This is a genomic window from Desulfuromusa ferrireducens, assembly GCF_055389805.1.
The window spans coordinates 2,206,094-2,227,503 of record NZ_AP042415.1 but is presented as its reverse complement, the minus strand read 5'-3'; the positions used below and the strand labels follow the sequence as shown (position 1 = coordinate 2,227,503).

Here is a 21,410-nt window from a genome sequence, read left to right as displayed (position 1 = left end):
CTTGCCGCGAGGTTGAGCGCAGCGAATGGGAGCGGCCCCGAATCATCTGCGTAACGGAGGTTCCCGCGCCAGCGGGCGGAAACAGTGGGGCGCGTTTCTTTGCGTACTTTCTTGCCGCGTAGCAAGAAAGTATGGCGGCGTGCGGGGCAGCAACCCCGCGACCCTAAAGGTTCAAACAACAAAGATGACTGATCTGAAAAATTACTCTCTCGTCACCGGTGCCTACTGGGGCTTCACCCTCACCGACGGCGCCCTGCGAATGCTGGTGCTGCTGCACTTCCATCAGCTCGGCTACGCGCCGCTGCAGATCGCCCTGCTGTTTCTGCTCTACGAATTTTTCGGTGTCATCACCAACCTGATCGGCGGCTGGCTCGGCTCGCATCTGGGACTCAAAGTCACCCTGTTCGCCGGACTGACCTTACAGGTATTCGCCCTAACGGCACTGGCCCTGCTCGATCCAAACTGGCCGGTGCTGCTTTCGGTCTGTTATGTGATGGGCCTGCAGGCCTTATCGGGGATCGCCAAAGATCTAACCAAGATGAGCAGCAAGAGCGCCATCAAGGTTCTGATCCCGGCAGATGCGCAGGGGGCACTGTTCAAATGGGTGGCAATCCTGACCGGCTCGAAGAACGCCCTCAAAGGGATCGGCTTTTTCCTCGGCGGGCTGTTGCTCAATCTGTTCGGCTTCCGCGTTTCGTTGCTGCTCATGGCTGGTGGCCTGGCATTGGTATTGCTGGCGACCTTGTTCTCCTTGCCGCGCGAAATCGGCATGGCGAAGAAGAAGACCAAGTTCAGCGCCATCCTCTCGAAAAGCCGCGACATCAACCTGCTCTCGGCGGCGCGCCTGTTCCTGTTCGGCTCACGGGATATCTGGTTTGTCGTCGCCCTGCCAGTGTTTCTCTCCGCCAGCCTCGGCTGGAGTCATCCGCAGGTCGGCGGGTTCCTCGCCCTCTGGGTGATCGGCTACGGCGGTGTGCAAGCGCTCGCGCCGAAACTACTGAAACGCTTTTTGCACGCGGGCACTCCGGCCGGCCACACCGCCAGTATCGGCGCTTTTTGTCTCGCCGGGCTGACCGCGATCATCGCCATCGGCATCAGTGTCGGACTTTCGCCTTGGATCACCGTGGTCGCCGGGTTGGCACTGTTCGGACTGGTCTTCGCCGTCAACTCCTCGGTCCACTCATACTTAATCCTCGCCTACACCGAACATGACGACGTCGCGCTCAATGTCGGTTTTTACTACATGGCCAACGCCGCCGGGCGACTGGTCGGCACCCTGCTCTCCGGGCTGGTGTTTCAATTGACCGGACTGGTCGGCTGCCTCTGGGTTTCGGCTTTGTTTGTGCTGATCGCCGGGGGGCTGTCGCTGCGGTTGCCACGCCACTGATCAAGTCCAACAAACAGCCGATCTTGCCTTTTGGAAAAAAAAGGTGCAGATTCCCGAAATGAATTCACATGAGACAAATACGCTCCGCCAAGGGGTGCTGTATGGCTTGGCGGCTTACACCATCTGGGGCTGCTTCCCGATCTTCTTCAAGGCCCTGCACGGGGCAGCGCCACTGGAGATCGTCTGCCACCGGATCGTCTGGTCGACCCTCTTCCTGCTGATCATGCTGGTTCTGCGCCGCCAACTCGGCAGCCTGGGCAAAACCGTTAAAAATCGCCCGATCCTGCTGACCCTGTGCGGCTCAACCCTGCTGATCGCCACCAACTGGCTGGTCTTCATTTATGCCATTCAGCGCGGCGAGATCCTGCAATCGAGTCTCGGTTATTTTATCACCCCGCTGCTCAGTGTTCTGCTCGGGTTCATCTTCCTGCGTGAACGGCTCAATCGTTGGCAACTATGCAGCGTACTGCTGGCCTTACTCGGGGTACTTAATCTGACCTTTCAGCACGGTCAATTCCCCTGGATTGCCCTTTTGCTGGCGACATCCTTCGGTTTTTACGGCCTCTTACGTAAACTGGCCAAAGTCGAGGCAATGGTCGGCTTAACCGTCGAAACGCTGCTGCTGGCGCCCTTCGCCCTCGGCTATATTCTCTTTCTGGCCGAAGGGCAGCAGGCCAACTTTCTTGCTGGCTCCTTACGCCTCGATCTGCTCCTGCCCCTGTCCGGAGTCGTCACTGCGATCCCGTTGTTACTATTCGCCGGGGCGGCGCGACGCCTGCAACTGACCACCGTCGGCTTCTTGCAGTACATCACCCCGACGCTGCATTTTCTTTGGGCCATCGGCCTGTACCACGAAGCCTTCTCCCAGGCCCATTTCAGCAGCTTTCTGTTTATCTGGGCCGGGCTGGCGATCTTCTCTGCCAATGCCATCCTGAAGAGTCGAAACACATGGCGACGCAAGCCAGCACACGACAATTAGACAGCGCAATTCATGATTTAAGGCGGTGATACAGGCAAGAGTCTCCCCACCACCCCCGAATCCTCAATAGCAACCCAAGGCTATTTTCCTGCTAGATAATCCCCCCACAAGAAGAACAGTCCACACCAAGAGAGGACTTGTTTGGCTGACATTCAATGGTAGACTTAGAGTGTGATTTAAACGACAAGATCTTGCCAAGCACAGGCTTTAATGTACAAGCCCCAGGGGGACAAGGATCAAGAAAAATGACAGCGCATGGTATCAAGCAGGCGAGAGAAGGGATAGCAGAAGCCAAACGAGGCAACACTGCTCTGGGTCTTAAGCTATTAAAAGATTCAGCAGAGTTCCCTATCCTGCCAGAAGCAAAAGCCTGGCATGGCTACTGTCTGGCCAGAGAGGAAAATGATTTCAAGCGCGGCATTGCTCTGTGCAATGAGGCACACAAGGCCAAACCAAGAAGTTCTGATATTTATCTGGCCCTTGGACGGCTCTATCTTATTGCTGGACGGAGGTCTTCGGCCGTCAAAACTCTCCACCAGGGTTTAACTTTGGATAACAATCAGGAAATATGCAGGCTGTTGGAGAGTATCGGCACCCGTAAACCTCCGGTATTTAGTTTCTTAGACCGAACCAGCAAATTCAATGTCACCACTGGACGCCTGCTTTCCAAAATCGGTCTGCGTTAGAGCAAAACAGCGGGTTTCACGCTTAATATTCTCGAGAATAGGTGGAGGCGGGAAAAAAGGTGAACCCCGGAGGGAACTGGTTGTTTGCAGGAATAAAGGGTCTGAGCCAATCAGGCTCGGCGAGCTGCTCGTTAGTGCAGCCGTCGCTCTGCGCCCCGATGATATCTTTCGGTCTCGGTCCTGCGAACATGTGGCGAATCGACAGCTACCCAACCGTCAGATCGCTTAAATTTTATGATCTCTCTAGATTCAATCAAGAATTTCAACATTGACACATTCACAAAATCATACCTGCCATCTTTGTGTATAATATGTAGCAGCATAGACCTACCCCCAAATTAGTGATGAAGTAGTTTATTGTCTAGCTTTTGATTATAGCATTAAATTCCTTTTCGTGAATTTCGTTGTTTACTTCCTCGCCACAGTCGATATCAATAAACGCTGCGATCCTAGCCTGACATCCTCGTAGCTTTCAGTTGCCGAACAGGTTTAAAACTGGTACAAGATTTGGTGCAAACAACACACATTACGGCCCCAGAATAGACACCATAAGAAATTGACTCATTTACCGAATTAGGGTAAATATTCAAACCTCTTTGCCGCTGTAGCTCATTTGGTAGAGCAGTTCACTCGTAATGATCAGGTAAGCGGTTCAACTCCGCTCAGCGGCTCCAGAATAAAAACAGGCACTTGCAAGTTGTTTGCGAGTGCCTGTTTTTACATAAAAAGATAATCTGCTACCCAGACAAATACATTCTGCACACTAAAAAATTACGAGCCTGAATTTTCAGATAACAGAAATCTGCCTCGAAATCTGTTGTGACGCAATCCACCCGGGGATTCGGGTAGCAATTCCATGAGAATTGCGGGGCTGGATTTCTAGCCGTCAAAACAGACTCTCTTGCTTGTCGGTTTCTTGGTCTAACATCAGGTCGATTGGATTTCCTCGCCCCAAGAACTCCCTGAACTCACCTGATATTCTTTTGTCTCCACCAACTCTTTCCCAGAAATCACGCGCCATTTTTTTTATGTAAAAGAAGGTTTTTTCATCAATATTCACCCTTTTGGGCGAGGGGGCTACAAAGTCATAGGGAGGCACTTCGCCCCCACTTTTGGGCGCGAATCCCATAGAACACATGTCGTATACAGGCAAAAGCCTGAACACGTTCCCCTCAATTGCTAGGCTTAAGTTCCCCAAATGCATGTCGGTATTGTTAATCATTCGGCCGAAGCACCATAAAAACTCCGTATCATAAACATGCTGCCAGCTAACCAGATTCTTTCTATGTAACGCATCAAAAACATGTGGCCAGCTGCTTCCCAGTCCGGTGAACTCTGCATCAATAGACTGTAGCGAGATCATTGGCATCCGACCATATTCTCCAGATCTATCAAAGCGCATAGACTCCAAGAAAAGCCTATCGTTCATTTCGATAAGTCTAGTTTCGGCCGCAGGAAAATTTTCCCCATGTATGGCTTCTATAGCGTGATATTCTGTAATCAGAATGTCTCTCCACCGCCTGGCAACGTCGTTATCCCCTCGAGGGGAGAATTTGACAATCACATGTGCAGATCTTCTTTCGCTGAAGGCTGTAAATTTAGGTTGCTCTCCGCCAGCTGATGACCCAGGGATAATGCCACTCATGACGCTATTTGCAAGCGCAGGATAGTTTTCATCAGGCACAGGAGTAGGCTTATGCCTAACTCGCAAGAGGGCTTGTTCTCCAAATTTAAAGTTGCCCGGGAGATCATCACCATTAGATACGAGGTAGCGGCCAATGTGGCTTGCGTTCCAATGTCTTGGGTCGCTTGGAAAGTCGTCGGCCTGCGAAGCCATCTCTTCGGCTACCTTTCGGCCAAGAAAACCCTGTGGGCTTAGGTCTAATAAAAAATATGGCAAATCATCATAGAGGCCATTTCCGCTTTCTCCAAGCAAGAGAGGGGGCATGCCTGTGGCGGGCTCCACAAAAAAACCCCCATGAGCCAATGGGCGTACATATGCAGCCAAGACAGTATTTCCGTGTGCATCGACAATGCTCAAGGGCAACTTGTCGTTTCCGCCAAAGGCATTTCGCGTTACGGCGTATCTTGGAGATCGGCCATTCTGTAGCTTGATTACGGTGCCGCCAAGGCTTCTAAGCTTCCGAGCAACAGCGCTCTGGTTTAAGCCTGTTGCGGCTTGAATCTCCCTTGATGTTGCAGGGCCTTGTGCTAAATATTCTCTGATAGATGATGACATGATATCTTCTCGAAGTTAGTTTTGACTAGCTTCATGACTAGTAATATTTTTCTATTTAACACAATAAATAATTAAATATCAAGCAATTGCACAATATGTATTTCTATTTTGACTTGTCTTGTGACTAGTATTTGTGCGCTTCTCTAATCGCACCGATTCGGTTTGTCATAAGTCAGGAGTTTCCTTTTTGAAACCAACACTAGGCGCGATCAGATCCGATTTTCAAAAATAGTAAGTTGTGACCGGTCTTCCTGCAAGTGTCGACTTATCGGACGTTGAACAAGGTTGATTTCTCTCAACACTGCTGACCAACCAAAAACGTCTCGGAAGTTGCTTCATATTGAATTATGGGTCTGGATCTGCTCGATCCACCATGTCTTGATTATCGCGCAATGCAGTAAAAAGCCTCCGGCCATGCAATTCCAGGGTGGTCGGATTCTGATAATAATGGGGCTCGTCAGCAGAACCTGAATATCTTCACAGGTCCTGCTGACGAGCCTAAATTCTTTTTAACCGCTTAATTGTATACAGGCGGCGCTACACAATTCATAAAGTGGTGCTATTCTTTTCACATCACCTGAACAAAAGCACTAAAATACAGCCACTTCCCCCATCAACAAGGGCTGCCGTTGAAGTGCTTTAAAACGCCGGTGGTTATTATCTTCCTGGCTGACTGCGTGCGGTTTGGCAGTCGCCCCTCAAGGGGCAGGACACGCACAACCATCTTTTCCGCAAAGCCACATCAAAGGAGGCTCGTATGGGTTCAAACAAAAAATGGTCACTATTGTTGGGAGTCGCATTGTTATTCACAATGTTGCTCAGTTGGGGCTGCAGCGGCACGCTCAAAATGACGGACAAAGAAATTGAGCAGGCAACCGCTCGGCCGGAGATGCTGGCGGGTTTCCACGTTGCGACAGGGAGTTGTGAAAGCTGCCACAGTTCGTCATCCGGCCCGACCAATGACAATCTAACCTATGAAAATAGCCAGTGCGCTAGCTGTCATGGCAACCTGGAACAAGTAGCGACCATTGAACGCGAAGGCATTGTTTCTCCGCATCAATCCCACCTGATCGGCGATATTGCCTGTACCGCCTGCCACAAGGGACACGAAAAGTCGGTCACTTACTGTGATGCCTGCCACAGCTTTGAGTATCAGCTGCCGTTTGCCGGCAAATGGGAACGCAAATTCGTTCCGGTTGATGCCGACAAGGCGGCCCAGGAGCAGGCCATCGCTGCCGGACCAAGAGAAGCTACCGACATTGTCATTGTTGGTTCCGGTGGTGCCGGCCTCTCGGCTGCGGTTTCTGCCCGCGATGCCGGCGCCAAAGTCATTCTACTGGAAAAAGAACCGGTTGCGGGTGGCAATACCAAGCTGGCGGCCGGTGGCATGAACGCTGCCGGAACAAAATCACAGGCGGCGCTGGGGATTCAGGACAAAGAACAGATTATGATTGCGGACACCATGAAAGGTGGGCGCGACATCAATGATCCTGAACTGGTCAAGGTTCTGGCGCACAATTCGCCAGCTTCGGTCGACTGGCTGACGAGCCTCGGAGCCGATTTGACCGATGTCGGCCGCATGGGCGGCGCAAGCGTCAACCGTGCTCATCGGCCGACCGGTGGCGCCGGCGTTGGCGCACATGTGGCACGGGTGTTGTGGGACAACGCGGTTAAGCGCGGCACCGATATCCGTTTCAACAGCCGTGTTGTCAGGGTCCTGAAAAATGCGTCCGGCCAGGCGGCCGGGGTTTTGGTCAAGGGAGCAGTGACCGGCTACTATGTGATCAAGGCAGATGCTGTCATCATGGCGACCGGTGGTTTTGCCAAAAACAATGATCGTGTGGCCAGGTATGATCCGAAGCTGAAAGGATTTAAAGCGACCAACCATCCCGGCGCGACAGGAGATGGCCTGGACGTAGCGGCGCTCGCCGGGGCTGCCACCCGGGACCTCGAATATATTCAAGCTCATCCCACCTATTCGCCGGTGGGGGGAGTGATGGTCACAGAGGCGGTGCGTGGCAATGGCGCGATTCTGGTGAATCGGGGTGGCCGGCGCTTTATCAACGAGATTACCACCCGCGACAAGGCATCTGCCGCCATCCTGGCGCAACAAGGGGCAAGTGCCTACCTTATTTTCGACCAGTCGGTTCGTGACAGTCTGAAGAAAATTGAGGGCTATATCAATCTGCAGTTTGTCAATCAGGGTCAAACGGTCGCCGAACTGGCAGACAAGATTGGCACCCCGGCGGCCGAACTGGAGAAGACCCTGAACAGCTACAACGATTCTGTGGCTGCGGGAAAAGATGTCCAGTTTGAGCGGCCCAACCTGCCACGGCAGCTGGCGAACGCCCCTTTCTACGCGATCGAGGTGACCCCCGCCGTTCACCATACGATGGGTGGCGTGGTTATTGACACAAAAACAGCGGTAAAAGGACAGGATGGCGAAACTATTGCCGGACTGTTCGCTGCCGGGGAAGTGACCGGCGGGGTGCATGGTGCCAACCGTCTGGGTGGTAACGCCATTTCTGACATTGTCACTTTTGGCCGTATTGCCGGGGCACAGGCGGCTGAATATGCCAAGCAACACAAGTAATTTAGTCGGCAAGCGCCTTTGATTTGCCAAGCAAGCAGAGCGGACCTGTGTTTTCGGTCCGCTCTGCTTAATTCAGTACAGCTAAAACGCCATCACCTGTCCCCTTTGGGCTGAATGATGAAATACCGCATGGTCACAAACCAGCGCCGCCTGTTCCGAGGGCTATTTCTGATCAACTTCTTGATCTCCCTGGGATTCGGAATCGGTGATGCCTTTTTCCCCCTCTATTGCCAGAGCATTGGCGCCCGTGGCTTATTGCTGGGCGTCGCGGTTGGCAGCTATGCCCTGGCAAAGATCATCTTTAGTCCGCTTATGGGACAGTTGGCTGACCGGATTGGCAGACGCCCTTTAGTTCTGGGGAGTCTGTTGCTTTACCTCATGGTTTCGGCAATTTATTTAGCGACCGAAAGCCTGGCCATCGTTATCTGTCTGCGCCTGCTGCAAGGGATCAGTTGTGCCATGTTCCGGCCCGTTGTTCAGGCCATGATCGCCGAACAGGCCCCAAAGGCTCATCGGGCATCTGTTCTGGGCCGTTTTGATACCTCATTTTATGCGGCACTCTGTATCGGTCCTGTCATTGGCGGGATCATCATTGACGACTGGGGTTATCACGGGCTGTTCGGGGCCTTACTCTTTTGCAGCCTCACCGCCCTCGGTCTGGCGCTGGTAATCTTTCGCCGAGATCCGACAGCCAATACGGTCGGCTCAGAAGCAAAAGAAAAGACCGCTTTCCGGATGCTCGTCCGGCAAGGAGGGAACTTCCCCGGGTTGTTGTTATTTATATTTGGCCGCGCTTGCGGGATCACCGCCTGCGCCACTTGTTTGCCGATTCTACTCTCTACGAAACTTGGTTTGAGCGGCATCCAGGTCGGCATTATCATGGCCTCGGCAACAATGGTGATGACTGTTCTGCTGCGACCGTTTGGGAAAATTGCCGACAGGGTCTCCCATAAGCGGTTGGTCCTCTGCGGTGGCACGGTCGTGGCCCTCTTGTACATGTTGTTGCCTGCGGCCATCGACTTTAGCCAGGTACTGGGAATCACCCTGGCCATCGGGACGTTCAGCGCACTTTCCCAACCGGCGACAAATGCCCTATTGGCTGAGGAGGGTCAACGACTGGGCATGGGTAAATCCATCGGAGTCTTCCATGGTTTCATGAATCTGGGGTTCCTTGCAGGCGCTTTGGCGGGAGCGGTTATCCAAGCGGCGCTAGGCCTACAGGCGGTGTTTGTCTCTATTGGCCTGATTGGCCTGATATCGTTGGCCGGACTTGCCCTTCCACAACCCCTTCCCTTTGCAGGTGATGTCAGACAGCGCAACGCCTGCGTCCAGAAATACTAAATCGGCATGCCCTGAGACGTTAAATCCCGACGAAACAGATCAAAGCCTTTTTGCCAACCAAAGACCGGGCAAGCACACCCCTCCCCTGAAAAGCATGACCACAAAGCTAATTAAAATAAGATTCAGCGTAGCAGGGACAAGGACTGCGCAAGACCAACCATGGTGATTCCTTGCGCAGTCCCTGCCAAGACCAACCCCGATTGGTGGCTTTCCCTATCCGCCTTTAAGGGTTTCCCCCGATACCCCTTTTCCCAGTAGAGCGCTAGGCTTCCAAACAAAATTGCTGAGCGGAAACCGACCTGCCACCGAAACAACCAAGATCGGTCTCCAACCATCAGCTCCACACGTAAAACGACAGCCAGAAAAGGCTGTCAAACACCGAAATTTGGAGGTCTCATGAGAAAATCGTTTATCTGCTTCACCACCCTACTGGTACTGTGCTGCGCCATGGTCGCCTGCCTGCCGCAGAATGATCCGACCGCTCCGGTCACCGAGCAAGGGATCGCAGCCGGTCAGAACGGCTCCAACTGCACCGCGTGCCATGCCAACAAAGGATTTTTGCTGGAAAATCGTCAGCAGTTTCTGGCTCAACAAGCCGCAACAGCAGAGCATGATGCCACCGAGCAGGAAGAAGGTGAAGCCGAATCGATCACCGCGGAAGACCTGGCAGCCGGACTGTACGTTGACCTGAAACTGATGGCGGCCCATGGCGATGTCGACTGCATTAGTTGTCATACGCAACTCAACAACACAGAAGAGGCGGCAACGCCCAACTGGCACGCTGCCACCATTCGCGATCCGAGCGCCGATGGCGGTCAGGTCTGCGCCAGCTGTCACGGCCAGGAAATGGTCGATACTTTTAAAGCCTCTCTGCACTTCACTATGAACGGCGTCGCCAAAGGTCTCTGCGAGAGGTTGAAACAGACCCCCAACTCACAAGAATTGTTTGACGAGATCTTTTTTGAGCCGGAAATGTACATGGGCTGCAACACCTGCCATGCCACCTGTGGTCAGTGTCACGTCAGCAAACCGAATATCACCGGCGGCGGACTGCTCAACAGTCACGCCTTCGGCAAGCCGAGCCCAGAGAGTAGCTGCGCTCCCTGTCACTACGAAAACGCCGATTATCACCAGGAAGTTGATGTGCATGCGACCAAGCACGGCTTGAGCTGCCTTGACTGCCACACCGATCTGGTCGAATTCCATGGTCGTTCTCTGGCCGACATGCCAGAAGGGAAGCTGCACTATAAAGGCCCCGACAGCAAAGCGACCGGTCCGATCGAGACAAACATGAAGAACGACGTTGTGCAGGTGACCTGCGAGCAATGTCATGCAGAGAAGGTCCAGGATCATCCGGTCAAAGGGGTCGATCATTTCTCCAAGATGGATTGTGCCGCCTGTCACTCGCTGCCCTATTCCAACTGTTTCGGCTGTCATGATGGCGAGAAACCTGAGTATGTCGGCGCCTGGGGCAACGGCGATCCCGACACCTTGAACGTCAAACTGGGTCTCTCGATTCCGGGAGATCCAAACAGCAAGCTGACCACCCTGAACCATGCCGGCATGGCCGAAGGAGCATTCGGTGAAGGAGCGCCGGTGATCGACACCAAGAACCCGGCAACCAAATCGATGTGGACCGCTTTCGCTTCCCACTTTATCGCCACCACGCCACTGGTCAGCGATGCGGCCAAAGCCAGCGGTAAGATGTGCGACAACTGCCACAACGGCAATCTCGAGATCTTCCTGCAAGCCAAAGATCTTGATCTCGGCGGCAACGATCCGGTCAGCGAGATCGACTGGGCTGTGCCATTGGAACGCCTCCCCAAGCACTAGTCCGACCGCCCCGGAGCGGGTGCCCGGTCGGAAGGTCGACCGGGCACCCGCTGTTACCACCCTAATGACGAGAAGTTCTTACTTTGCAAGTAATTGAACAGGAGTACCCGATGCTGAAAAAAAACACTAACATGGCTTTAGTCTTTATCAATATCACCTTGACCATTGCCTTGATGGCTTTCTTTCTGACCTTCCAACCTGCCCGCGCCCATGCGGAGTTGCCAATCTACAGCCAGAACGGATTCGACCTGGCACTGACCCTTGATGCGGCGGCGGGAGTTTTTACCACCTCCAATTCCAATTTCGGCGCCGCTACCAGCGCGGGAAAAGAGAATGTCGACTGGAGCGAGGCCTATTTTAAGCCAGTGCTTAACGCTTCCTATGCGGCCAATAATTTAGGTGAGATTTATAGCGGCTTCAGTTACGTCGCCAGCGGCACCTTCGGTGATGGCGATCCGAGTGAATTCACTTCGAGCGATTCTGACGGCTTCGAATCGGAGCAGCGTTATCTCGGTTTTAAAACCGGCCAATTCGCCAGCTTCGGCATCAGCAACCTCGATATCTCCGTCGGTGAGCAGGAGTTCGCCATCGGCGATGGTTTCCTGATCATGGACGGTGAGTTCGACAGCAGCTATGGTGCCTATTGGCTCAATCCCCACCTATCGTTCAAAAACACCGCCATCATCAAGAGCGATATCGGTGCCGTCCACACTGAGTTTTTCTTCCTGCAAGCTGACGAAGACTCCGGCGACACCGAACTCTACGGTTTGAATATCGAATATAACCATGAAACGCTGGGAACCGTCGGGGCCTCTTACCTTACCGTTACCGATGTCGACAGCACCGGTGATTACGCTCTGCGTGATAATATGGATGTCTACAGCGTTCGCGGCCAAGGGACCCCTTTGGCCAATCTCGGCCAAGAGAACCTGTTCCTCGCTTTTGAGTACGTCCACCAAGGTGGCGGTGAAGCCGTTGATATCGATGCCAATGGCTACTACCTCGAAGCAGGCTACACCCTGGCCGATCTCCCCTGGAGCCCGACGCTGAGCTACAAGTACGCCTTCTTCAGCGGCGATGATTCAAGCGACAGCAAAAACCAAGCCTTCGACCCGCTGTTTTACAGCATGGGACGCGGTTGGGGATCACACATCATGGGTGAGATCGTTGGCGAGTACTACCTGTTTAACAGCAACCAAAAGGTCCACATGGTCAGCCTCAATCTGCAACCGAGCGAAGCCTTAGCGACCGGAATCCTCTTTTACGATTTCTCTCTCGATGAGAAAAACTACTACGGAACCTCTGTCAGCGATGACAAGTTTGCCCAGGAAATTGACCTTTATGCCGACTATAGTCTCACCGACAATCTGTTCCTGACCGCGACCCTTGCCTGGGCCACCCCCAAGGGCGCAGCCAAACAGTCCTTTGCTAACGACGAAGACAGTTACCTGGCTCAGCTCGCTGTCTACCTGAGCTTCTAAGCAAAGCCAGAACAAAAAATAATCGGGCGCCTGCTTTACATTTAGCAGGCGCCCTTTTTTATCAGCAACAGTTTAAACGAGCAATGGCGACGACCAACCAGGTATTGGCTAACTGAAAAAATAAGGGATTCCCTTATAGACTTTCCCTCGAGAATGAAGTCATGCTAGGAGGGTGTCGGACTATACGGGCAGAAGCGAAAACTTGGAGGTTTGAGACCAAATTTCGGCTCATTTGAGAGCGCATAGCCATAGCTATGGTCTGAAAAGGAGCTGAAATTGGGGCCAAACAGCCGAATTTGCAGCCTGCTCATGGATAGTCCGACAGGCTCCTAAATAAGCTCAAAAAAAGTCATCAACAAAAGGAACGTCCATTGATATTGCGTAACAAGCCACAGCCTCAAAGCGCAACATTGAATTTTAGCGCGGCAATCATCCTGTTGGCGCTTTTTCTTGTTCTGGGCCACACCACAAGCGCCCTTGCGACTGCGGACAAACAACTGGTGCGGATCGGTGTCACCCAGGATCCACCGCTTATCTGGCGGAATGAGCAGGGGCAAGTGCGTGGTTTTTTCGCCGACATCCTCGAGCATATTGCGCATCAGGAAAACTGGCAGATTGAATATATTCCGGTCCCCTGGTGTGGCACGATGGAGATGCTGAAAAGCGGAGATGTCGACCTTATTCCGGGCGTCTATCCACGCTTGAATACAGAGCAGGATTTCACGCTGTCGGAATCCCCTATTCTGATCGATTGGGGACAGGTTTACAGTAGCCGCGATGCCAACATTCAGACCATCCTTGATCTCGAAGGAAAGCGGATTGCGGTTGAAAGTTCCTGCGTCTTTTTCGAAGGAGAAACCGGCATCGGCCAGCTGGTGGAAAAATTCAACGTTAATGCCGTTTTCGTCGGGTTTACCAATCCTATCAAGGCATTGCAGGATTTCCGGGACAATAAAGTCGACGCCATCGTGTTGGGACGCTTCTACAACAACATGGAAGAGATGGGCAATGACATTGTCAAAACCCCGATCCTGCTCAATCCGATCACCCTCTATTTTGGTGCACCGAAAAACAGCTATTCGCCCCACTTGAACGTTATCGATGCCCATATTCGCGAAATGAAATCGAACCGGGCATCCATTTACTACCAGAGCTGGGATAAATGGTTCAGCCGCAGTCTGGGAACTGAGCTCCCCACCTGGTTACTGCATTTGGCCGCCGTTCTTGGCGGAGCGGCCCTGCTGCTATTCGGCTTTTCGCTGTTCGCCCGTTACCAGGTAGAAAAAAAAACCAGAGAGATTTCAGTCAAAAATGAACGGCTCCGCTCACTGTCGATGGAGCTGACCCTTGTCGAAGAGGAGGAACGGCGGCGACTGGCGGAATTGCTGCACGACAACCTGGGGCAAAACCTGGCCCTGACCAAGATCCGCCTGTCGGCAATGGAGACGTCTGCGGCAGCAAAGGGCTGTCAGGACGCGCTGGCCGACATCAAAAGCTTTCTCAATCAAGCGATTCACGCAACCCGTTCGCTGACAACCGAGATGAGCCCGCCAGCGCTCTACAATCTGACCTTTGGGGCCTCTCTGAAATGGCTGGCGGAAAACATTCTGCGCAGCAACAACATCGAAGTCGAAGTGATCAACAATGGACAGGAGATTACTCTGGCCGAAGACACCAAGGTGCTGCTGTTTAAAACCATCCGCGAGCTACTGGTCAATATCGTCAAACATGCGGCGGCCAGTTACGTGAAAATTGAACTCAAGGTCATTGACCAGAAGCTGCTACTCTCGATTGAGGATAACGGCGTCGGCATGCAGGGGACTCCTCTTTCCGATCACGATCTGGAACAAACCGGTTTCGGACTTTTGAGTATCCGCGAACGCCTGACCTATCTGGGCGGTGAGTTTCAGATCAGCTCGATAAAGGGCACGGGCACGTCAGCTCATCTACAGATCCCGCTCGAAAAAAGCATAAATCGAGGTACAAAATGAAAATCAGAATCGTCCTGGCTGATGATCACAGTATTATTCGCGCCGGTATCCGCAACTTGCTCGATCAGGAAGCGGATCTCGAGGTGGTGGGAGAAGCCAGTGATGGCCGCGGGGTCATCCGGCTAAACCAAGAGCTGGAGCCGGATGTTTTAATTATGGACATCACCATGCCGAACCTGAACGGCATCGACGCAACACGCCAGATCATCCGAAAAAACCCGGCAACCAAGATCATCGCCCTCTCCATGCATTCGGACCATCATTTTGTTGCGGAGATGCTCCAAGCAGGGGCAACGGCCTATCTGCTGAAAGATTGCGTCTATGACGAACTGGTGCAAGCGATCCACTTGGTCTGTCAGGGGAAAACCTACTTGAGCCCGGAAATAGCGAGCCTGCTGGTCAAGGACTATCGCTCGCAAGTCACGCAGACACTGGCACCCAAAAGTGCAACCCTCTCCCCTCGCGAACGGGAAGTTCTACAATTACTGGCAGAGGGCAACGCGACCAAAACCATCGCGGAAAAGCTCTACCTGAGCGTTAAGACCATCGAGGCCCATCGTGCCCAGATCATGCGAAAACTGGATATCCACAATGTTGCGGATTTGACCAAATACGCCATCCGCGAGGGGCTAACGTCGCTATAATTGAGCAGCCACGGACATATCGTCCGACACCTCCAGCGCGATCCCTTCCCACTGCTGTTTCAAATGGGCAGAACGATCCGCGACTACCAAAAAATATCATCACGCACTTAACAATTCTTAACGCTTATAACCACCCACTATACGTTAATTTGTACACTAAACAATCGAACAAATTAATGAATTCCTATCGCGGACAACACGAATGAATTCGTCGCATACGATATGGGCCACTGAGGGGTGTGAATTTTGCGAGACCGTTTTAGAGCAATTGTTATTGATGATATGGACTTCTGCCGCGATCTTCTCTGTGAGTTTCTGGAAGAACGGGGCTACCAGGTGTTGAGTTTCCCCAACGTGACAAGCTGCCCGCTATTTTCCGCCCAGCGATCACTGTGCCCCAAACCAAACGCTTGTGCGGATTTTCTCTTGACCGACAACCGTCTGCCGTATTTGTCAGGCATCGATTTTTTGGAACTGCTGTCACAAGGCAACTGCCATATCAATACGCAGTGCAAGGCAATATTTTCCGCCTATTGGTCTCACGATGAGCTGGAAAAAGCGAAACAACTCAACTGTAAAACCTTTCACAAACCATACAACCTGGAAGTTCTTGGTAAATGGCTGGACAAAGGGGAAAAGTTCATTCCGGCCAACCGCACCTTAACTGCCCTTGGCGATGCCATGAACAACAATGAGCGACAGGCTCTGATTAACCTGAAACGTTAACATTGACGTTTCGACCAAATAGGTAAAATAATATCACCAGCACGACATGGGGGTGGGGCATGCATATTCTAGTTATTGACGATGGTCTCGACATCTGCAATTTGCTGCAGGATTATCTGACGCAGGAAGGGTTTCGAGTTGAGACCGTGCAAGATGGGATCAGGGGGCTGGAGCGCAGTCTCTCTGGAGAGCACACCTTTGTCATTCTGGATGTTAAACTACCTGGTATGGATGGATTTGAAATTCTGCGCCAGATCAGGTTGTATTCCAATATTCCCATTCTGATGCTGACCATCTGCGACGAAGATAACGACCGGATCAAAGGGCTAAAAATGGGGGCGGATGACTATCTGGCCAAGCCCTTCAACCTGCAAGAACTCCTGGCACGCATCAACACTATCTCACGTCGCTGCACAAATAGCGCGATAACAAAAAAAACCCTCGAGACCCTGACTGTAGGCGACATTCTGCTCGATCCCGGTTCACACAGGGCTTATCGTAATGACAAGGAAATCTCGCTGACTGCCGCTGAATTCACCCTCCTGGAAGTTCTTCTGAGCAACGCAGGACAGGTCATTCCACGTGAAGAATTGGTGCGTCTTGTTCAGGGCCGTAACCACAATCCGTACGACCGTAGCATTGATGTCCATATCAGTCATTTGCGAAAAAAACTTTCCAGTCATGATGACGGCTCGGAACGAATTAAAGCGGTTCGCGGCGTCGGTCACTTCTATTCGCTACCGACCGAACCAGCCACTGCGACCGAAGTTCAATAATTATATACAGCCCCTTCGCCTGCTGAGTTCAACCCAGGCTGCCATAAATAGCTGATCACGTCCCGGGCGGTGCGAACCTGGAACTTCTCTTCATCACTAGCCATCCAGGCCAGACTCAACGACAGAGTCAACCAACCTTTTTGCCAAATGACCGCCTGTCCGGCATCAACCAGCAAACGCGCTTCGTCTTCACGCATGATCGCCACCCCCTGGCCATCCAATACCAATTGCTTGACGATATATTCATCCACCGTTTTCACCATTTGTTTCGGCAACAACTGCTGGTTGCTGAATTCCTGCAAGATCGCATCATAAGGAGGTGAGCCATGTTCAACCCAGACCCAGGGGAGTCCGGCCACTTCTTGCCAGCTCAACTCCGGCCCGGAAGAACCCATGTGCTTTGGAATAACAACACAAAAACGGACATCTGAGAGCTTCTGACAGCGAATATCGGTATCGCTGGTGACCCCGTAAAGAAAAGCCAGATCAAGTTGCCCCTGCCGGAGCATCTGCGCCGTACCCGCCGTCTGACTGGCAAGAAAGATAACGTTCATTTCGCTATACAGTTGCTGCAAGCGACGATTTATCGCTCCAACGCGTAAAAAACCGGGGTCGGCATTGAGTCCAACGTGCAGCGTTTCTCCGCCACCGTGACGCAGTGCCTGTGCTTTTTGCAGCAGCGTCTCTTCACTCTCCAGTAATCTGTCGACATACGGCAGCAGTTCGCGCCCAGCCTCGTTCAACTGCATCCCCCGCGGTGAACGGGTGAACAGATGACACTCAAATTCCCCTTCCAATTGCTTGAGTTGGCTCGACAGTGCCGACTGGCTGATATTCAGTTGCTCGGCTGCCCGGGTTAAATTGCCTGTTCTGACAATCGCAACAAAGCTCTTTAATCGATAAAGTTCCATCGTTATACGTTCGATTATATCGAACGCTCCCTGCGAAAAGATCAATTGGATAATTCGCCAAGACTACTGTAAAACTTGCACCGTTCCAACCTAAATCCAGTTTTCAACACCATGCATCTCGTTCGATTTTATTTATTTCAATAGATTCAATCGAGGCCTCAGGAGGACGCCATGCGTCAAGCACTTTTAAAACCTGCCATAACGGTTCTGACCGGACTTTTCCTTATGTTTAGCGCTATCGGCACTGCGAGCGCCGCTAGCGACGCCTTGGCCGCATGGCAACCAAAGTTCGACCCATCTACAGCCGAATACACCTATCTGGTTTCAAATGTCGCTCACCCCGGAATCGCCGGAATCGGTGTTGGCTACAAAATACGCGACCGGGTCTGGGAAAAAAGCAACGGCCGACTCTATGTGGATTTTCGTCCGCTGTCGCAACTCGGCGGAGAAAAGGATGTTATCAACAAATTAAAGCTCGGTGCAATTCAGGGCATGCTCTGTTCTTCTGTTGCCGCGGCCAACGTCTCGAACAAACTCGGCCTAGTCAACCTTCCCTTTGTCGTCGACACCTTCGACAAGTTGGAAACCTTCCGCAACACCCCGGAGCTGTGGAATGAGTACCGAGATTCTGCGCTGCGCAACAACCTAATGGTACTCGACATTACCGGTTACGGCACCTACGGCTGGGCGACAAAAACTCCGGTCACCGATTTAACCGACGCTAAACTGATAAATTTTCGCATCGCCCAAGCACCGGTCAATACCGATATCTACAAATCCTGGGGGCTAAAATTCACCGTTCTCCCCTGGCCCGATGTGCCACAGGCATTGCAGACCGGTGTCATCACCGGACTCGACCACACGCCGATCGTCTGCAACGTGACCAAGAAATTTACCGTGGCCAAACATTTCACCCAGGTGAACTACGCCCAAGGGCTGTTCGTCCATCTGGTCAATCGCCGCTGGTTCAACAAATTACCCAAAGACCTGCAACAGATTATGACCGAAGTGGTTATCGAGGAAAGCGCCAAGGCGCGCCTTGCAACCAGAGAACAGCAGGATCAACAAATTGCCGCAGCAAAGGAAGCGGGGGTAACGTTCCACAATTTAACTGCCACCGACAGGCAACAGATGATCGCCCAGGCGCAACCGGTGTATGAGAAGTGGCAACAGAAAATTGGTGCCGAATATCTGCAAAAGGTTCGCAGCACATTGGGCAACTAACTTAAGCATAGTGATCGACTTTACGGAACGGCTCGGAGTTCTAACTTCGGGCCGTTCCAGGTTCTGCTAATCGGCGCCACGAACTTCTTTTAGCGAACAAAAAATACGTTCAAACACCCTATATCCGTGCAACTCAGACGTCTAAACAACTCAAACCCTCCCCGCTACATACATTGATTAATTAATATCTCAGCATATTCACACCTAAAGAGCCGTACTTTTCTCTTCCCTTTAGGTTATTTTTTTTGCTATTATGTGTCCCGCTTGTGATTAGCTAGAAACATGCTTCTCTTTCTAGATTCTACTATCGGAGTTCAAAGGAGGATGGGTACGATGATTCGGGTGATTTACAGAGACGGTATCGAGGATCTGGTCACGCAGAAATTTCTGGACATCCTGCTCTTCATGGGCGAGGTGCAGATGTTTCAACGCAACAAAGACTGGGCCGTAGTCGGAGTTGATCAAGTCCGCGCCGAAAGCCGCCACATATTTACCGGACAGGACCGTCGCTTGCATCAACAAACCAGCGTCCAACAGTTGTCGATGTGTGGCTGATAAACTGATATTATTTGCAAAAAAAGGCCGGATGATTTCATCATCCGGCCTTTTCTTATTGACCGATTAATTAGCCTACCACTCACCTGCCACCGGAATCCCCTGGCAGGTCAGGAAAAGATTTCGGGAATTTCAAATCAGGCGGGCCCGGCGGCCCCTTTGTCCCCCCCTTAAAGAAACTGATCAGTGCAGTAAAGACCAGTTTGACACCACGCCAGATTTTCGGCAGCAGCCAAACCATCATCAACACAAAGACCAGCAAGAAAACGATGAACAACAGCGGATAGTGCAGGGCCGTCCAGAGACCGGCAACGACCAGAACATCCTCGGTCAAAGACGCCATCCAGTTGGTGAACGGCTCCGGCGAGGCGTTGATCAGTACTCGCGAACCGGCCTTGGTGGCATGCGCACCGGCGGCCAACCCGCCGCCGACGATTGCCGCGGCCAAAGAAACCGCCGGATCCATTTCACCGACGGCACCGGCAGCCAGCATGGCTCCAGCCGGGATACGGATAAATGTGTGCAGGGTATCCCAGGAATTATCCACCCCCGGAACCTTGTCAGCGACGAATTCTACCAGGTACATCGCCCCGGCGGCAAAGATCACCAAAGGGTTGGTTAAAATTAGCAGATCAGGCGGCAGCACAAGACTCCCCGACGAGCCAAGCAGCCCTAACATCAGTAGCGCAGCATACAAATTGATACCGCTGGCCCAAGCGACCCCCATGCTCAAGGCAATTATCGTAGCAATCTGATCTAACTGTTCCATGCGCTTCCTCTCTCAACTAAATAATCAGATATCGGTTTAATCCATACAATCATAACCGGAAATCATGCAAAAGCGATAGACAGCAGGTGACATTCCTATCGATAGAAAGATTCCCAACAGCTGGCAAAGTATAGATTACCGAAATGGTCATATTTGCTGAGCGATTACATTGCCTTTCACGATTAAAGTTCTTGACAAATACACTCGTGATCCCTAAATTGAAATTCGTTTTCAGAATCAATTTCACGAGGAGTATTTTACATGGACCGTCTCAACCTGTCTTTTCTAACCCTGGTACTATTCGCCCTGCTGTTTTCTTCGATCCCGGTCTATGCCGATGAGCTGGTCGTCTACTCAGCCAGAAAAGAACACCTGATCAAGCCACTGTTCGATGCCTACAGCAAAGAGTCGGGCGTCAAAATTACTTACGTGACCGACAAAGCCGGCCCCTTGCTGCAGCGCCTCAAGGCCGAAGGTAAAAACACGCGCGCCGATCTGCTGCTCACCGTCGATGCCGGCAACCTCTGGCATGCCGCCAACGAAGGGGTCCTGCAAGAGGTTTCTTCAGCGGTGCTAAGCAACAACATCCCGGCTAACTTGCGTGACCCCGACAATCGCTGGTTCGGTCTTTCTCAACGCGCCCGCACCATCGTCTACAGTACCGAACGGGTCAAGCCGGAACAGTTGAGCAGCTACGAAGCCCTCGGCGATGCAAAATGGAAACAACGCCTGATCCTGCGCACCTCGAAAAAGGTTTACAACCAGTCCCTGGTGGCCATGCTGATTGCTGAACATGGCGAACAGAAAACCAGTCAGATTGTTGAATCCTGGGTTGCCAACCTGGCGGCACCACCTTTTTCCAACGACACCAAGGTCATGGAAGCGATCCTGGCTGGGCAGGGAGATGTCGGTGTCGTCAACACCTACTATTTCGGTCGGCTGTTGAAGAAAAATCCAGAGCTAAAACTGGCCCTTTACTGGCCGAACCAGGACAGCACCGGCGTGCACGTTAATGTCTCTGGCGCTGGCGTGACCCGCTACGCGAAAAACCCGCAAGCGGCGATCAAGCTCCTGGAATGGCTCTCCTCGACCAAAGCGCAAAACATGTTTGCTGATGCCAACATGGAGTATCCGGTTAATCCAACCGTTGAAGCCCACGATTATGTCAAGGCCTGGGGCAAATTCAAAGCGAGTGAGCAGAATCTCGCCAGCGCCGGAGCGCTGCAAACCGACGCCATCAAACTGATGGACCGTGCGGACTACCGTTAAAGGGCT

General features: G+C 52.3%; 18 protein-coding genes and 1 tRNA gene. 15 read left to right on the top strand and 4 right to left on the bottom strand.

The window, feature by feature from the left end; all coding sequences use genetic code 11:
- Positions 1-184 precede the first annotated feature (184 nt).
- The 3 genes from arsJ (at position 185) to ACZ5PT_RS10115 (ending at position 3,052) form a co-directional block, all read left to right on the top strand.
- The gene (arsJ, locus tag ACZ5PT_RS10125) at positions 185-1,387 is read left to right on the top strand and encodes an organoarsenical effux MFS transporter ArsJ (RefSeq protein WP_464262915.1); all 1,203 of its coding nucleotides are present in this window, start codon (positions 185-187) and stop codon (positions 1,385-1,387) included.
- Positions 1,388-1,430: 43 nt separating this feature from the next.
- A complete protein-coding gene (gene rarD, locus ACZ5PT_RS10120; RefSeq protein ID WP_464262914.1) occupies positions 1,431-2,366 on the top strand; it encodes an EamA family transporter RarD in 936 nt (311 codons plus the stop codon).
- A gap of 155 nt (positions 2,367-2,521) precedes the next feature.
- Entirely contained in the window at positions 2,522-3,052 is a 531-nt protein-coding gene (locus ACZ5PT_RS10115; RefSeq protein ID WP_464262913.1) for a tetratricopeptide repeat protein, read from the top strand.
- A 131-nt stretch (positions 3,053-3,183) separates the two neighbouring features.
- On the opposite strand, the gene ACZ5PT_RS10110 is transcribed toward ACZ5PT_RS10115, so the two are convergent.
- On the bottom strand, positions 3,184-3,375 hold the full coding sequence (locus ACZ5PT_RS10110; RefSeq protein ID WP_464262912.1) for a GSU3473 family protein: 192 nt from the start codon (positions 3,373-3,375) through the stop codon (positions 3,184-3,186).
- A 275-nt stretch (positions 3,376-3,650) separates the two neighbouring features.
- Here ACZ5PT_RS10110 and ACZ5PT_RS10105 point away from each other — a divergent pair.
- A tRNA-Thr gene (locus tag ACZ5PT_RS10105) sits at positions 3,651-3,726 on the top strand.
- 212 nt (positions 3,727-3,938) lie between these two features.
- Here the strand turns inward: ACZ5PT_RS10105 and yjjJ are convergent.
- Entirely contained in the window at positions 3,939-5,291 is a 1,353-nt protein-coding gene (yjjJ, locus tag ACZ5PT_RS10100) for a type II toxin-antitoxin system HipA family toxin YjjJ (RefSeq protein WP_464266696.1), read from the bottom strand.
- Positions 5,292-6,102: 811 nt separating this feature from the next.
- Between yjjJ and ACZ5PT_RS10095 the strand changes: the two genes are divergently transcribed.
- From ACZ5PT_RS10095 to ACZ5PT_RS10060, 8 genes are all read left to right on the top strand, one after another.
- Positions 6,103-7,884: a flavocytochrome c gene (locus ACZ5PT_RS10095; protein WP_464266726.1), complete on the top strand. Its 1,782-nt coding sequence runs from the start codon at positions 6,103-6,105 to the stop codon at positions 7,882-7,884.
- 129 nt (positions 7,885-8,013) lie between these two features.
- A complete protein-coding gene (locus tag ACZ5PT_RS10090; RefSeq protein WP_464266695.1) occupies positions 8,014-9,225 on the top strand; it encodes an MFS transporter in 1,212 nt (403 codons plus the stop codon).
- A gap of 396 nt (positions 9,226-9,621) precedes the next feature.
- On the top strand, positions 9,622-11,058 hold the full coding sequence (locus tag ACZ5PT_RS10085) for a hypothetical protein (protein WP_464266694.1): 1,437 nt from the start codon (positions 9,622-9,624) through the stop codon (positions 11,056-11,058).
- A gap of 110 nt (positions 11,059-11,168) precedes the next feature.
- Entirely contained in the window at positions 11,169-12,539 is a 1,371-nt protein-coding gene (locus ACZ5PT_RS10080; protein WP_464266693.1) for an alginate export family protein, read from the top strand.
- Positions 12,540-12,910: 371 nt separating this feature from the next.
- Positions 12,911-14,530, top strand: a complete 1,620-nt coding sequence (locus ACZ5PT_RS10075) for an ATP-binding protein (protein WP_464266692.1) — start codon at positions 12,911-12,913, stop codon at positions 14,528-14,530.
- On the top strand, positions 14,527-15,174 hold the full coding sequence (locus ACZ5PT_RS10070; RefSeq protein WP_464266691.1) for a response regulator: 648 nt from the start codon (positions 14,527-14,529) through the stop codon (positions 15,172-15,174). Before ACZ5PT_RS10075 ends, ACZ5PT_RS10070 begins: the two co-directional genes overlap by 4 nt.
- A 246-nt stretch (positions 15,175-15,420) precedes the next feature.
- Entirely contained in the window at positions 15,421-15,900 is a 480-nt protein-coding gene (locus tag ACZ5PT_RS10065) for a response regulator (RefSeq protein WP_464266690.1), read from the top strand.
- Between the two features lie 59 nt (positions 15,901-15,959).
- The gene (locus ACZ5PT_RS10060) at positions 15,960-16,676 is read left to right on the top strand and encodes a response regulator transcription factor (protein ID WP_464266689.1); all 717 of its coding nucleotides are present in this window, start codon (positions 15,960-15,962) and stop codon (positions 16,674-16,676) included.
- Here the strand turns inward: ACZ5PT_RS10060 and ACZ5PT_RS10055 are convergent.
- Positions 16,670-17,587, bottom strand: a complete 918-nt coding sequence (locus tag ACZ5PT_RS10055) for a LysR family transcriptional regulator (RefSeq protein WP_464266688.1) — start codon at positions 17,585-17,587, stop codon at positions 16,670-16,672. The genes ACZ5PT_RS10060 and ACZ5PT_RS10055 overlap by 7 nt on opposite strands.
- A gap of 171 nt (positions 17,588-17,758) precedes the next feature.
- Here ACZ5PT_RS10055 and ACZ5PT_RS10050 point away from each other — a divergent pair, with 171 nt between their 5' ends.
- Together ACZ5PT_RS10050 and ACZ5PT_RS10045 are read left to right on the top strand one after the other, a co-directional pair.
- Positions 17,759-18,811 (top strand): TRAP transporter substrate-binding protein, encoded by a 1,053-nt coding sequence (locus ACZ5PT_RS10050; RefSeq protein ID WP_464266687.1) that lies wholly within the window; start codon positions 17,759-17,761, stop codon positions 18,809-18,811.
- 324 nt (positions 18,812-19,135) lie between these two features.
- Positions 19,136-19,366, top strand: a complete 231-nt coding sequence (locus tag ACZ5PT_RS10045) for a GSU3473 family protein (protein WP_464266686.1) — start codon at positions 19,136-19,138, stop codon at positions 19,364-19,366.
- An 82-nt stretch (positions 19,367-19,448) separates the two neighbouring features.
- Here ACZ5PT_RS10045 and ACZ5PT_RS10040 read toward each other — a convergent pair whose 3' ends face one another.
- A complete protein-coding gene (locus ACZ5PT_RS10040; protein WP_464266685.1) occupies positions 19,449-20,135 on the bottom strand; it encodes a DUF4126 domain-containing protein in 687 nt (228 codons plus the stop codon).
- 261 nt (positions 20,136-20,396) lie between these two features.
- Between ACZ5PT_RS10040 and ACZ5PT_RS10035 the strand changes: the two genes are divergently transcribed.
- Complete coding sequence (locus ACZ5PT_RS10035; RefSeq protein WP_464266684.1) at positions 20,397-21,404, top strand: extracellular solute-binding protein; 1,008 nt, start codon at positions 20,397-20,399, stop codon at positions 21,402-21,404.
- Positions 21,405-21,410: the final 6 nt, after the last annotated feature.

Coding starts and splice junctions, on each gene's coding strand:
- ACZ5PT_RS10110 (WP_464262912.1), bottom strand. CDS start 3,375: ATGCTGCTACATATTATACACAAAGATGGCAGGTATGATTTTGTGAAT.
- ACZ5PT_RS10095 (WP_464266726.1), top strand. CDS start 6,103: ATGTTGCTCAGTTGGGGCTGCAGCGGCACGCTCAAAATGACGGACAAA.
- ACZ5PT_RS10085 (WP_464266694.1), top strand. CDS start 9,622: ATGAGAAAATCGTTTATCTGCTTCACCACCCTACTGGTACTGTGCTGC.
- ACZ5PT_RS10090 (WP_464266695.1), top strand. CDS start 8,014: ATGGTCACAAACCAGCGCCGCCTGTTCCGAGGGCTATTTCTGATCAAC.
- ACZ5PT_RS10035 (WP_464266684.1), top strand. CDS start 20,397: ATGGACCGTCTCAACCTGTCTTTTCTAACCCTGGTACTATTCGCCCTG.
- ACZ5PT_RS10060 (WP_464266689.1), top strand. CDS start 15,960: ATGCATATTCTAGTTATTGACGATGGTCTCGACATCTGCAATTTGCTG.
- yjjJ (WP_464266696.1), bottom strand. CDS start 5,291: ATGTCATCATCTATCAGAGAATATTTAGCACAAGGCCCTGCAACATCA.
- ACZ5PT_RS10050 (WP_464266687.1), top strand. CDS start 17,759: ATGCGTCAAGCACTTTTAAAACCTGCCATAACGGTTCTGACCGGACTT.
- ACZ5PT_RS10080 (WP_464266693.1), top strand. CDS start 11,169: ATGCTGAAAAAAAACACTAACATGGCTTTAGTCTTTATCAATATCACC.
- ACZ5PT_RS10115 (WP_464262913.1), top strand. CDS start 2,522: ATGGTAGACTTAGAGTGTGATTTAAACGACAAGATCTTGCCAAGCACA.
- ACZ5PT_RS10040 (WP_464266685.1), bottom strand. CDS start 20,135: ATGGAACAGTTAGATCAGATTGCTACGATAATTGCCTTGAGCATGGGG.
- ACZ5PT_RS10045 (WP_464266686.1), top strand. CDS start 19,136: ATGGGTACGATGATTCGGGTGATTTACAGAGACGGTATCGAGGATCTG.
- ACZ5PT_RS10055 (WP_464266688.1), bottom strand. CDS start 17,587: ATGGAACTTTATCGATTAAAGAGCTTTGTTGCGATTGTCAGAACAGGC.
- ACZ5PT_RS10070 (WP_464266691.1), top strand. CDS start 14,527: ATGAAAATCAGAATCGTCCTGGCTGATGATCACAGTATTATTCGCGCC.
- arsJ (WP_464262915.1), top strand. CDS start 185: ATGACTGATCTGAAAAATTACTCTCTCGTCACCGGTGCCTACTGGGGC.